This is a genomic window from Sporosarcina thermotolerans (assembly GCF_030067815.1).
GTDB classification, from domain to species: Bacteria; Bacillota; Bacilli; order Bacillales_A; family Planococcaceae; genus Sporosarcina; species Sporosarcina thermotolerans.
This window is the reverse complement of the sequence record NZ_CP125968.1, coordinates 645,922-658,790: the sequence shown is the minus strand read 5'-3', so window position 1 is coordinate 658,790 and position 12,869 is coordinate 645,922. Positions and strand designations below refer to the sequence as shown.

Below are 12,869 nucleotides of genomic sequence, written 5' to 3'. Positions count from 1 at the left end.
GGAAAATATCGTTGGAGGTTTCAATCAAAAAAGCCGCCATAAAAGGCGACTTCTATCAATGTATAATTTCCCTACGTAATCTCCGGTGGTCTCTACGTGCTGGACCTGTGTCGAATAATCGTTTTTCGGCTTCGGTTTCCGGATAGATGCCAGGAACCGCTGTCGGTTTATTGTTTTCATCCATTGCGACCATCGTCAGAAATGACTCTGTCGTCAACTTGGTCGCACCCGTAACCAAATCCCTTGAATGCACCGTTACGAAAACCTCCATCGACGTACGGCCCGTCGAACTGACGACCGCTTCCAGTTCAAGTACATCGCCGACTTTGGCAGACGACAGAAAGTCGACCGAATCGATGGATGCAGTGACAGCAGCACGCTTGTTGGAGTGTTTCATCGCCGCAATGGCGGCAATTTCATCTATGTATGCCAGCACCTTTCCACCAAAAATCGTCTGCATATGGTTTGTGTCAGGCGGTAGTACAAGCTTCGTAACGATTGTACGTGAGTGGCTCATCGGCCGTTGTTCCATTACTGTCATCTCCCTTTTAATACTCTCTTAGTATACCCACTATCGAAATGGTTGAACAAGTTCACTCAAATAGCAAAAGGGAATACGGGTGTTCAAATGAAAACCTACCGTCCCGTTTCACGCCCTCCTCAACAATCCTTCCGCTCTTCATCACATAAACTCGGTTACACAGATGTTCCACGACATCGAGGTCGTGGGAGATGAACAGAATCGCCATTCCCGTCTCCCGGTTAAGCCGCTGTATCAATTCAACAATTTCCTTCTGTATCAAACGATCCAAATTGGATACAATTTCATCGCAAACAAGTAGCTTCGGTTCGACAAGGATTGAGCGAAGGAGATTCACTCGTTGACGCTCCCCACCGCTTAGTTCCGAAGGGCGCCGGTCCAAATGCTTTTCTTCCAAACTCACTTTTTCAAGCATTTCGCGGATATGGGCGTCTCGATCACCTTTCATCTTGCGAAGCGGCTCCTTTAAAATATCGCGAACCGTCCAGGACGGATTCATAGCGGCAGATGCATTTTGGAAGACGATTTGACAGGAAGCATAGAAATTATCTACGGTTGCAAATGAAACCGTTCCTTCATCTGCGGATTCTAAACGCATGATCAGACGGGATAGTGTGCTTTTCCCGCTGCCACTTTCGCCGACAATCCCAACAATCTCTTCCTCACCAACTGTCAGATTCACATCATGAAGGACGTTCTTTTTTCGTTTTCCTCTGCCATAGCTTTTTGAAAGATTTTCTATTTTAAGCACTTCCGGCACCCCCTTTCCTAAAATCGGCTGTCCAGCAAACGTTTTGTATATTCATGTGTTGGATTTGCCAAAACATCTTCAACAGCCCCTGTCTCAACGACTTCGCCTTTCCGCATGACAATCATTTCATCTGCCACAGCCGCCACAACATCCAAGTCATGGGTGATGATAAGGACTGTTGTCCCGCTTTCATTCAACAGATGTAGCGTTTTTATGGACTCCTTCTGTACGACTTTATCGAGTGCTGAAGTCGGTTCATCGGCTATCAATAATTCAGGCTCCAAATAGAATGCGCATGCAACCATGCAACGCTGCAACATTCCACCCGATAACTCAAACGGATATCGATCCATAATATCAACAGACAAGCTTAACCTCTCTAAAATCTCCGGCATCTTCTCCTGAAACTTCTCCTCATCATCGCCAACCCTTTTCCCGGAGAATGCATACAACTGCCGTTCCATCTTCACACTCGGATTGAAACTATTTGATGCATCCTGAAAAACCGCAAAGAACTTATTTTTCCGTAATGCTGAGATCTTTTCAGGAGTCGCTTTCAACAAGTCCATATCCTTATAATGAACTTCTCCATAGGCACGCGAATTTGCGGGCAGCATACCTAACAATGCTGAGACTGTCATGCTTTTCCCACTGCCACTTTCACCAATCAGCGCTGTCACTTTCCCTTTCGGAATTAAAAAGGTAATACCCTTTACGACAGGGACTTCATTTATTTCAACTGATAATCCTTTCACCTCAAGCATGGAACCGCCTCCTTCTTGGATCTTTCAAAGCTTCCCCGATGAAGTTAATGGAAAGTATCGTCAAGAAGATCAGCAATCCAGGGAATACACCAATCCACCATGCACCGATCAATAAATCATTTTGTGCATTGTACAGCATATTCCCCCACGATGGAATTGCCGAAGGAATGCCGATTCCAAGGAAACTTAGCGACACTTCGATAAACACAGCTCCCGCTAAATTGAAGATCGTCACGACGAACAACGGCGGCAAACTGTTGCGCAGCAAATGCCCGGTAATGATCCTCCATACTGGCGTACCGAACATTTTCGCCATTTTAACGTACTCAGTATCCTTCAGCCGGATGAACTCAGAACGGACAATTCGCGCCGTAGTGAACCACCCCGTCACCCCAATGATGAATGTCATTCCCCACATCCCGCCTTGCATGATTGCCTGAAAAGCAAGTACCAAAACAAGCGAAGGGATGGAAATGAGCGCTTCCAAAATCCTCATCATCACACTATCGGTCCACCCGCCGGCATACCCACTTATTCCACCATAAACGACTCCGATGATGAATGACAGCAGAACCGATAAGCCGGCAACTATCAATGTTACTTTTCCGCCTTCCAATAAACGAGAAAACACATCCCTGCCAAGATGGTCCGTCCCTAACAGATGACCATCCCTGGCGGAGAATACAGCGTCCATGTCCATTTCATTCACCGGATGGGAAGAAAACGAACCGGCAAATAGCGTCAAAATAACGATCAGGCCTAAAAGTGAGCACCAGAAAACAAACATTTTCTCTGTGTCATCCGCCCAACTCCCCTCTACGAAGCTTTGGATCGAGCATGAACATGAGAACATCAATGACGAACAGTGTAATGACGACGATCAAACATGTCAGCATGATACCGCCCATCAGCAGCGGATAATCCTTCACCATGATGGATTTTATGAGCAACTGCCCGAGGCCCGACCATGCAAAAAGGGCTTCCACAATGACCGAACCCCCAAAAAATGAAGGAATCGTCATGCCAAGATAATTCAAATAGGGAATGAAAGCGTTCCGTAATACTCCAATCCTGATTTCCCGTTCATCTACTCCGTTCGCCCTTGCAGTCATCACATAATAGCTTTCGATCTCCGTCTTTACACTCTCCTGGAGGAAGCGCGCATACAGGCCGACATGCGTCAACACAATGACGGATGCCGGCATGATTAGATGCCGTATTTTATCGAAAAAGCCGCCGTCCCCAATCAGACTCCTCGTCCCAGAAGAAGGCAAGACGCCTAACGTAACGGAAAATAAATAAATAAATAAAATTCCAAGCCAAAAAGGGGGGATTGAAGAGGATGCGATACTGAACATCGATAGCCCCCTATCTAACAGCGATCCCGGCTTCACTCCTGCAGCCATTCCGAGCCAAATCGATCCGATGATGATGAAAAACATCGATACTCCGAATAAGAGAAGCGTATTCGGCAAACGCTCACCTAAAATCAATGCGACAGGACGTCCCTCCTTAGCCGACATACCGAGATTCCCATTCATCGTCTCTTTCAACCAAGACCCATATTGTATGATCAACGGACGGTCCAGCCCAAACTCCTCACTGATCCGCTCCTTCTCAGATGCAGTCAATGTTTGGGCATTGCCCCCGTAATATGCTGTTGCTGAGCTGCCTGGTCCAGCATGCATGATGAAAAAGAGAGGAAGCTCACGATGAGGAGAACTAAAATCCCCAACATCATGCGCTTCCCAATCCATTTAACGGTCATTCCACTTCCACTCCTCGACATTCCACAGGAAACCGGAACCGTGGTGACCGAGCGTTCGCTCCTTCACGCCTTCGATATTCCCGTTAATGCCATAAACTGCATTTACATAAGCGATGAATGCGAATGCCGGGTCTTCCGCAAGCTCTTTCTGGAAGGCCATATAGCTTTCCTTCCGTTCTGCTTCGTCCATAGATAAGCGACCTTTTTCAAGATAGGTATCTACTTTTTTATTCGAATAGTTTCCGAAGTTATAGCCCGAGCTTGTTAGACTTGATTCAGATGAATGGAATAAGCCGTACGTATGATGATCGGCATCGTACGGGCTACCCCATCCAATCATGAATGCATCCGTCTCTTCGATTGTGATTGCACTCCAGTCAAGTGCTGCCACATCGACATCCGCACCAATTGACTTATAGCCCTCAGCAACATAATTCGCCATATTTACACGGACTGAATCGGATGCAGGCGCTGTAATTGTGAAGCTCAGTTTTTGGCCGTCCTTATAACGGAATCCATTGGTAGACTTTTCCCAACCTGCCTCATCCAACAAAGCTTCTGCACGTGCTTGGTCAAAACTATATTTTTCAATTTCTTCATAATGAAAATCATGTTTTTGAAGCGGTGAATAGGCTACTTCTCCATATCCTTTCAAAATACCTTTTACGATTCGTTCCCGATCAATGGCGAAACTGAATGCCTGACGAACACGCACATCTTGCCAAAGCTCGTTTTGCATATTGAAAAGGATTCCGCGGTAATCCGCGGTATCAACATTATAAATTTTAATATGATCTCGCTTTTCAAGCTCACCTACTTGCACTGGGTCAAGCAGAGCAATATCGACTTCACCCGAAGCGAGTTGCAAAGCCCGGACATTGCTGTCAGGGATGAATTTGAAGATGACTTTCTCGATGGTCGGCTTTGTGCCATAAAACTGGTTGTATGCCTTCAGCATCAAGCTATTGCCTCGGTCCCATTTGTCGAACTGATAAGGTCCTGCGCCAATCGGATGGCTGTTGAACTCAGCGGTCCTCATATCAACACCCTGAAACGCATGCTTTGGCAAAATGGGTACCGTCAGCTTATCAAGAATTGGTGTGAACGGGTGTTTCAGCTTCAATTCAAACTCGTAATCATTCAGCTTTTTCATTGATGCCACTTCAGTAAAATCCGATTTCAAAAATGAAGCGTTTTTATCATCCAAAATACTTTCGATCGTAAAAATCACATCATCCGCAGTCAGCGGCTCGTCGTCGTGAAAACGAATATCCTGCTTAAGCTTGAATGTATAAGTCAATTTATCATCCGATATGGTATAGGAATCTGCAATATCGGCTTTCGGTTCATTGTTTTCATCAAAACGGAACAGCCCCCGGAAGAGGAGAGCATCCAAATTCGTCTCCTCAAGAATCGGATTCAAACCATCAAACTCAGCTTCGGATGCATAGATAAGACTGTTTTCTTTCTTGCCGCCAACCGCGTGCTCGTTACCTTTTCCGCAACCTGTTAGGACTAACAGCAGGATCAGCGAGATGAGGGCTATCATACTTATTTGTTTTTTCATAGTTTCCTCCATCCTTTAAATGAGCGCAGAGAGCTCGGTATAGACGCGCTTCATCTCCTGCTGGAGCCTCCATTGATTGACACCAAGGAATCTGCAATGGACCGCATTTCCCGCAAGCCTTGTCACTCCAGCGCGTAAGCCGTCTCCAACATTCAATGCCTCCTGGATTGCCCGTAGATCGAGACAATCTGCTTTTTTCGATACGAGCCAGATGGAGCCGACATACAACGCATCTTCAAGCATTCCAAGATCTTGAAGTTTCATATTCTCGGGAATGAAATGAAGACTGTCGAAAGCAATTAGCTCATCTTCAACGTAAATTCTTAACATTGACTTCAATGACGAGAAATCGAAAACTTCGCCTCTCATCTCCCTGCCAGGCGCGATGATTTCACCCCATAGCAGTGTGGCATTTTTCGCAAGACGGATCGTCGTTTCCATTTTGAATTTCGCATCCGCAAACGGAATGATCACTTCAGGCATCCATTCAAGTCGCGCGTCCTCTTCAAGCTCCGCATCAATAGATTGCACACAAGTTTCTCCTGTATGTGACCTGTACACCTTCAACGCCGATTGCTGGATGATTCTTACCTTGCTTCCCGGCAATAGTTTTATCGAAATATCATTCCGATCGCCAGCCACCATGCCACCCGAAGACTCCATCACATATACCGTCGCCATCGGATTGTCCCCTTCATACAGTTCACGGCTCGCCTTTAGCGGTGGTTGCTGGAATACATGCGGCATCCTTGTGTAACCTCTCCTTGGCTCAAACACCAATTTCAGCTTGCCGTTATGGTGTCTTCGAGCCACTTTACTCACCAGCACTTGTCGCGCCCGCGCCTTCAAGCAGCATATTCCGTTTGATCCATTCGACGATTTTGTCGACGTTTTTCCGTGTGCGGACATCCGCAAGGACATAAGGGCGGCCGCCTCGCATCTTCTTCACATCACTTTCGTACTGTTCAAGATCGACGCCAACATGCGGTGCGAGGTCAGTTTTATTGACCAATAAAAGATCGGATCTTGTTAACGCAGGACCGCCTTTTCTTGGAATATCCTGTCCTTCCGCGACATCGATTACGTAGATATATCCGTCGACAAGCTCAGGGCTGAATGTAGCTGAAAGGTTATCCCCGCCACTTTCGACGAAAACGATATCGAGATCGTTGAAGCGTTCTTTCAATTCATCGATTGCTGCGAAGTTCATGGAAGCGTCTTCGCGGATTGCGGTATGCGGGCATCCGCCTGTCTCTACTCCAAGAATCCTGTTTCTTCCAACACCCCGTGATTCATTAGGAATTGGGCATCTTCGCGTGTGTATATATCATTTGTAATGACTGCAATGTTATAGTTTTCATGCATTGCTCGAGTTAGTGCGTCGACAAGCGATGTTTTGCCCGATCCGACGGGACCTCCGATTCCAATTCGTACTGGTTTCATATAAAAAACCGCCTCCTTCAGAAATAAAACTATGAAATAAATAATCTCGAAAATAGGTATTCGTGTTTCATCGAGGCAAGCTCGATGCCGAGGGCGTTGTTACTGATGTCCTCTTCTTTCAAGTTAGCGACGATCCTAACGGCTGTAACTACTTCTTCGGACAGCTGATGCATTGCTTGGACGCCTGTATTTTGCCCGAATGGCACAGCACGCACCGCGTTTTGAACAAGACCGTTCACCGATGAAAATAAATACGATAAGACCGTATGGTGGGCATCGACGTCATTGACTGCGCAATAAATGCCGTACAAAATGGCATAATGCCCTTTAATTTCATTGGCACCAATCCGACTTTTCCATTCATCGAAAAATGCATCCTGTACAAGAGGTGCAACTGTCCGGATGAATTGCCTGCCCAAATTGACGCTCGCATCCCTTGATTCCTTTGCAAGCTTGATAGCTCCGCAAAGCTCCTCCAAATGTAAAAGCCGCTCGATGTCCTGGTCTTTTGCCGCCCCAAACGCTTCCTGAATGAGAATCGCATCCCCGTAGACGAGGTTTTGGTGGAGAAACGTTGTGCAAAAAGCAATAAGTTCCTCCTTTGCCCGGATGCCGTCCTCCTGGATATATGTTTCCATTCCGTACGATTGTGTATAAGTGCCGATTGGGAAGGCTGAGTCATGGATTTGAAGCAGCCGAAGAAACTGGATGTCAGTGGGAATGGCCACGGTATTTGAAAGGTTGTTTGAATCGACGCTCGGTTGTTTCATATGCCACACCCACCTCATCCAATAATGGTGCAAGGGTATGATCTGCACGGACGACGATTTCGTCTTTTTCGATCAAAGCAGGTGTGTGGCGGTTGCCAAGCTCGAAAGCGGCTTTACCCATCTCAACCATATCCTTTGGTCGGATAACGATGACCTGTTCCACTTTTGTCCGGATCACGATACAGCGCTCGTCGTCCTCAAACAAGAGGTCGCCGTATTTCAACGGTTCCTCCTGATCGATGCGCAAAGCGACGTCCGTACCCTCATTCGTTTCTGTACGCAAAATACGCTTGCTCAGTTCTTCCCATTCCAGATCGACCCATTCGATGCGCTTTCCTGAAACTTCTTCGGTATCCCCGATATTGCCTATGACTTTTTCAATTAACATCGCGTATACTCCTTTACAAATCAATAGTTATATTAATTAAAACAAGAAATACCTTTGTGCCATCGGAAGGACGTCAACCGGATCGCATGTCGCTAGTTCCCGTCAATCTTCACTTCATACGTCTCCGGATCGACGTCGATTACAGGCATTTCGCTATTATGCTTCATATCCGCTTTTGAAATGTTGCGGCAATTTTTCACTGTTCCAATCATCTTCTTCAGTCCAAGTTGCTCCGGAAGGCCTTCTTCTACAGCAATTTTTGGTAGAAATGTCATCGCCGCATTTTGCGGGCCGTGTCCATGGTATCCGTACATCTTACGGCCCATCATCGGTTGCGGCGTCGGGATTGATGCATTTGGATCTCCCGTCATCGCATACACGGCCACACCGCCCTTAATGACGACCTGAGCTTTAACTCCAAAAAATGCAGGCTCCCATAAAACGATGTCCGCTAACTTGCCTTCTTCGAGCGAACCAACCTCATGCGAAATCCCTTGGGCAATGGCAGGGTTGATCGTATATTTCGAAACGTAGCGCTTTACACGGTAATTATCATTATCTTTCCCTTCATCCTGTCGAAGTGGACCGCGCTGCTTCTTCATTTTGTCTGCAGTCTGCCATGTTCGGATTGTCACTTCGCCTACCCGGCCCATCGCCTGGGAATCGGATGACATGATGCTCAAAATCCCAAGATCCTGCATAATGTCTTCGGCAGCAATCGTCTCAGGACGAATCCTCGAATCCGCAAAAGCAACATCCTCCGCCACATCATGTTTCAAATGGTGGCAAACCATTAGCATATCCAAATGCTCATCAATTGTATTCGTCGTAAACGGCTTTGTTGGATTCGTCGAAGCTGGCAATACATTTGGCAACGACGCCATCTTTAACTGGTCCGGTGCATGTCCTCCACCCGCTCCTTCTGTATGGAAAACGTGGATGACCCTTCCGTCAATCGCATTAATCGTGTCTTCAACGAATCCCGCCTCATTCAACGTATCGGAGTGCAAAGCAATTTGAATATCGTATTCATCCGCGATTTTCAAGCTTTGATCCAAAGCGGAAGGCGTTGCGCCCCAGTCCTCATGAATCTTCATACCAATCGCGCCCGCCCGCACCTGCTCAACAAGTGGTGCTGGAAATGCTGCGCTTCCCTTTCCGAATAAACCGATATTCAACGGAATGTCTTCGATCTGTTGAAGCATCCGATGCAAATGCCATTTCCCTGGTGTCACTGTCGTCGCAGTGGAACCTGACGCCGGGCCTGTCCCACCACCGATAAATGTCGTCGTCCCCGCATTCAATGCCGTTTCAACTTGCTGGGGACTGATGAAATGAATATGCGTATCAATCGCTCCCGCAGTTGCGATCAACCCTTCGCCCCCGTACACTTCTGTTCCAACCCCGATGATCATACCCTGGTCGACACCGTCCATCGTATCCGGATTACCCGCCTTGCCAATTCCGACAATCCTTCCATTCTTGATACCGATATCGGCCTTCACAATCCCTGTATGATCGATGATTGTTGCATTTGTAATGACCGTATCAAGAACGCCTTCATCGGAAGTCTTTTCACCATTCTGTCCCATCGATACGCGAAGGGACTTCCCGCCGCCAAAAATGCCTTCGTCTCCGTAAGTCGTATAGTCCTTCTCTATTTCAATCCATAGATCAGTATCTGCCAAACGAACCTTGTCGCCCACAGTCGGGCCAAACATTCTTGCATACTGCTCGTGTGTAATTTTCAATTAACTGTCAGCTCCTTTAAATCCGCCATCAGATGCTTTTTCTATAATTTCCTCTCGTTTATGCGTGGATCCTTCCGTCAGCTTGTTTAAACCAAAAACATGGCGCCTTCCACCAAACTCGACAAGCTCCACTTCCTTTTCCTCACCCGGTTCAAAAACGGACCGCCGTCCCTGAAGGTATATTCAAATGCATTCCAACCGAGTGCTCACGATCGAATTCCAGAAACTTATTTACCTCAATAAAATGGAAATGAGACCCAACCTGTATCGGACGGTCACCTGTATTCGCGACCTTCACCGTCTTCACCGCTCGTCTGACATTGATTTCAATCCACCCGTCTGCCGCCTTGATCTCTCCTGGTTTCATATGAAAACCCCCTTATTGAATTGGGTGATGCACCGTAACCAACTTCGTCCCATCCGGAAATGTGCACTCAATCTGTACTTCCTTTACCATATCCTCGACGCCTTCCATTACATCATCCACCGTCAATAACTGTTTCCCCTCACTCATCAACTGCGCAACAGTCTTCCCATCTCGCGCACCCTCCATGATGAAATGACAAATAAGAGCTACAGCCTCAGGGTAATTCAACTTTACGCCTCGCTCCTTACGCTTCAGCGCGAGCTCCCCTGCTACGTGTAACAACAATTTTTCCTGTTCAACTGGTGATAGCTTCAAAAAAACACCTCCAAATAATAGTCACATATTTTAGACAACTTTAGATAGTATTCTACCAATACTATCTTTCTTATTCATTTTTTTTCGTACATTTAGTGTTTTGCAAGAATATGCGGTAAAGGACGAGTGTCCGTTTGATTAGAACCTATCGTGATGTAGGTCATTTATGAGGGTAATGAGGGAATTACAACGACTCTATTATAGGATAATCATTTTTCCTTGGCAACTTCTACACAAAGCAGAAATTCGTTGGGGGAAAAGCTTACTTCATAGGGTTTGTAACGATTCGAAAAGGTATGCTCGAGTTTATGTGAGTTTTGCTCGAGTTTGGGCTGTTTTTGCTCGAGTTTGCTTGTGTAATGCTCGAGTTCGGGTCACTTTTGCTCGAGTTTCACTATGTTTTGCTCATCGCAGGACTTACTACCCACTCAAAACACACCCCACCACGCCCACAAAAAAAAGCCGTCCTGAAATTTCAGGACGACCCAACAGCTTCCCTTACCGCATCGGAACGTTTCATTACTTCTTTATCATGCAAATGACAGGCAACAAAATGCCCTTTTTCCTTTTCAAGCCACTTCGGCTTCAATTCACCACAAACCTCCATCGCATATGGACAGCGTGTACGGAACACGCAGCCCGACGGTGGATTGATCGGACTCGGAAGCTCACCTTTCAGCAGTATTCGTTCACGAGACTCCTCAATGTCCGGGTCAGGAATTGGAATGGCCGACAGCAATGCTTCCGTATATGGGTGCAACGGTTTGTCGTAGAGCTGCTTGCTCGACGTAAGTTCCACCATATGCCCCAAATACATGACGCCGATACGGTCCGATATGTATTTGACCATCGACAGATCATGTGCGATGAATAAATACGTCAGCCCTTTTTCCTTTTGCAATCGCTGCAGCAACTTAACGACTTGGGCTTGTACAGAAACATCCAATGCGGAAATCGGCTCATCCGCAATGATGAAATCAGGGTCGAGTGCGAGCGAACGGGCGATGCCGATCCGTTGCCGCTGCCCTCCGGAAAACTCATGTGGATAACGATTGGCATGATCCCTGTTCAATCCAACATCTTCAAGTAATTCATGTACCCGTGCACGCATTTCTTCTTGAGTCTTGTACATTTTATGGATTTGCATCGGCTCAGCAATAATTTCATAAACAGTGGAGCGCGGGTTCAAGGAAGCATACGGATCTTGGAAGATCATTTGCATTTTCTTCAAGAATCGATGCCGTTCGTCGTCCGTCATATCATGGATGCTTTGTCCCTCGTATAAAACTTCTCCGTCCGTTTTATTGTAAAGGCCCAAAATCGTTCTACCCGCCGTCGATTTTCCACATCCCGACTCCCCAACAAGGCCAAATGTTTCCCCTCTTAAAATGTCAAAGCTGATGCCATCGACCGCCTTTAATTTTTGGCCTCTTCCAACATCGAAATAGCGCTTCAAATTCTTGACAGACAGAATCACTTTTTTGGTCATTCAGTTTGCCTCCTATCCGCCCCAAATCTTCGGACAGCGCAAATATCTCGTTCAAGCTTTGAGCCTGGTAGTTTCAACAATTCAATCGATTGCCCTGTTGAAGGCGAGTGAAGAAGTAAGCCATTACCATAGTAAAACCCGACGTGCCGAACATTGCCTTTCCCTTCATCATTCGCGAAGAATACTAAATCACCCTTTTCCCAGAAAGAAGGGTCATCCATTGGCACTTCTTTACCGATTTTCGCCTGATCGCTCGCATCTCTGGGAATAAAATACCCACAAGCTTTCAGCATATTGTACGTGAATCCCGAACAATCAAAACCGTACGATGACATGCCTCCCCAGAAATAAGGGAGATCTAAAAAGGAAAGCCCTTCATCAACTGCGGATGCTGGCGGACGTTTTTTAAATTGATGAACGGAAGGCGCCCTTACACTATCAGCTTTCAAAACCAATGCCTCTCCATCTGGCGTCATTACATGGAAATGATCTTCGCTTTCATCGATCAAAGGAAGAATCGTATTAAATGGCACAATCATAAACGGCCTACCATCTATCTTCCATAACTGCGCTTTGCCAACGTCCACCCGTATAAAGCCTCCCGCTTGCTCAAGTGGAGACGCCTTTTTCAATTGTGCCAAAGGTACCCAGCCCGGATATCCTCTTTCGTCTTTCTTCGACGGTTGCCAAACTGCAATTACTTTTGCCCAATCACCAACGATTTTCTCCACGATGACCGGCTCGCCATACAAAACTTGTGTCTGTACACGGTTGCTATTGCAAAGATCAAGTCGCTCTTCGTATGCAAGCTTTTCCAACCATTTATTTAGCTGAAGCGGATTGGCAACACCTTCCGTGTCCATTTCACGAGCGGACTCCGGTGATGTCCAAACCGTCGCGACCGGTACTGCACATGCGAACATATTCACGGTAAGCTCTGTCATTGCGTTTCCCC

The 12,869-nt window shown here is 46.6% G+C and carries 12 protein-coding genes and 3 pseudogenes; all 15 read right to left on the bottom strand.

Features of this window, described 5'->3' with window-relative positions:
• Positions 1-55 precede the first annotated feature (55 nt).
• On the bottom strand, positions 56-532 hold the full coding sequence (locus QNH10_RS03670) for an acyl-CoA thioesterase (RefSeq protein ID WP_283733551.1): 477 nt from the start codon (positions 530-532) through the stop codon (positions 56-58).
• 61 nt (positions 533-593) lie between these two features.
• Positions 594-1,292 (bottom strand): ABC transporter ATP-binding protein, encoded by a 699-nt coding sequence (locus QNH10_RS03665; protein WP_283733550.1) that lies wholly within the window; start codon positions 1,290-1,292, stop codon positions 594-596.
• Positions 1,293-1,309: 17 nt separating this feature from the next.
• The gene (locus QNH10_RS03660; protein WP_283733549.1) at positions 1,310-2,056 is read right to left on the bottom strand and encodes an ATP-binding cassette domain-containing protein; all 747 of its coding nucleotides are present in this window, start codon (positions 2,054-2,056) and stop codon (positions 1,310-1,312) included.
• Positions 2,049-2,843, bottom strand: a complete 795-nt coding sequence (locus tag QNH10_RS03655; RefSeq protein ID WP_283733548.1) for an ABC transporter permease — start codon at positions 2,841-2,843, stop codon at positions 2,049-2,051. The genes QNH10_RS03660 and QNH10_RS03655 overlap by 8 nt, the downstream gene beginning before the upstream one ends.
• Positions 2,844-2,853: 10 nt before the next feature.
• On the bottom strand, positions 2,854-3,813 hold the full coding sequence (locus QNH10_RS03650; RefSeq protein ID WP_283733547.1) for an ABC transporter permease: 960 nt from the start codon (positions 3,811-3,813) through the stop codon (positions 2,854-2,856).
• Entirely contained in the window at positions 3,814-5,391 is a 1,578-nt protein-coding gene (locus QNH10_RS03645) for an ABC transporter substrate-binding protein (protein WP_283733546.1), read from the bottom strand.
• A gap of 15 nt (positions 5,392-5,406) precedes the next feature.
• Positions 5,407-6,219 (bottom strand): urease accessory protein UreD, encoded by an 813-nt coding sequence (locus QNH10_RS03640; protein ID WP_283733545.1) that lies wholly within the window; start codon positions 6,217-6,219, stop codon positions 5,407-5,409.
• A pseudogene (gene ureG / locus QNH10_RS03635) lies at positions 6,206-6,834 on the bottom strand (urease accessory protein UreG). The gene QNH10_RS03640 and the pseudogene ureG overlap by 14 nt, the downstream one beginning before the upstream one ends.
• A 29-nt stretch (positions 6,835-6,863) precedes the next feature.
• The gene (locus QNH10_RS03630) at positions 6,864-7,604 is read right to left on the bottom strand and encodes an urease accessory protein UreF (RefSeq protein ID WP_283733544.1); all 741 of its coding nucleotides are present in this window, start codon (positions 7,602-7,604) and stop codon (positions 6,864-6,866) included.
• Positions 7,546-7,992: an urease accessory protein UreE gene (locus tag QNH10_RS03625; RefSeq protein ID WP_283733543.1), complete on the bottom strand. Its 447-nt coding sequence runs from the start codon at positions 7,990-7,992 to the stop codon at positions 7,546-7,548. The genes QNH10_RS03630 and QNH10_RS03625 overlap by 59 nt, the downstream gene beginning before the upstream one ends.
• Before the next feature lie 36 nt (positions 7,993-8,028).
• A pseudogene (ureC, locus tag QNH10_RS03620) lies at positions 8,029-9,743 on the bottom strand (urease subunit alpha).
• A pseudogene (locus QNH10_RS03615) lies at positions 9,744-10,110 on the bottom strand (urease subunit beta).
• A 12-nt stretch (positions 10,111-10,122) separates the two neighbouring features.
• Positions 10,123-10,425, bottom strand: a complete 303-nt coding sequence (gene ureA, locus QNH10_RS03610) for an urease subunit gamma (protein ID WP_283733542.1) — start codon at positions 10,423-10,425, stop codon at positions 10,123-10,125.
• 475 nt (positions 10,426-10,900) lie between these two features.
• A complete protein-coding gene (locus QNH10_RS03605) occupies positions 10,901-11,914 on the bottom strand; it encodes an ABC transporter ATP-binding protein (protein ID WP_283733541.1) in 1,014 nt (337 codons plus the stop codon).
• Complete coding sequence (locus QNH10_RS03600; protein WP_283733540.1) at positions 11,911-12,858, bottom strand: C40 family peptidase; 948 nt, start codon at positions 12,856-12,858, stop codon at positions 11,911-11,913. The genes QNH10_RS03605 and QNH10_RS03600 overlap by 4 nt, the downstream gene beginning before the upstream one ends.
• Positions 12,859-12,869 lie beyond the last annotated feature (11 nt).

What these genes read in the sequence shown, in the direction of transcription:
- QNH10_RS03670 (WP_283733551.1), bottom strand. Translation starts at nt 532, where the DNA reads ATGGAACAACGGCCGATGAGCCACTCACGTACAATCGTTACGAAGCTT.
- QNH10_RS03660 (WP_283733549.1), bottom strand. Translation starts at nt 2,056, where the DNA reads ATGCTTGAGGTGAAAGGATTATCAGTTGAAATAAATGAAGTCCCTGTC.
- QNH10_RS03655 (WP_283733548.1), bottom strand. Translation starts at nt 2,843, where the DNA reads ATGTTTGTTTTCTGGTGCTCACTTTTAGGCCTGATCGTTATTTTGACG.
- QNH10_RS03650 (WP_283733547.1), bottom strand. Translation starts at nt 3,813, where the DNA reads ATGGATTGGGAAGCGCATGATGTTGGGGATTTTAGTTCTCCTCATCGT.
- QNH10_RS03645 (WP_283733546.1), bottom strand. Translation starts at nt 5,391, where the DNA reads ATGAAAAAACAAATAAGTATGATAGCCCTCATCTCGCTGATCCTGCTG.
- QNH10_RS03630 (WP_283733544.1), bottom strand. Translation starts at nt 7,604, where the DNA reads ATGAAACAACCGAGCGTCGATTCAAACAACCTTTCAAATACCGTGGCC.
- QNH10_RS03625 (WP_283733543.1), bottom strand. Translation starts at nt 7,992, where the DNA reads ATGTTAATTGAAAAAGTCATAGGCAATATCGGGGATACCGAAGAAGTT.
- QNH10_RS03605 (WP_283733541.1), bottom strand. Translation starts at nt 11,914, where the DNA reads ATGACCAAAAAAGTGATTCTGTCTGTCAAGAATTTGAAGCGCTATTTC.
- QNH10_RS03600 (WP_283733540.1), bottom strand. Translation starts at nt 12,858, where the DNA reads ATGACAGAGCTTACCGTGAATATGTTCGCATGTGCAGTACCGGTCGCG.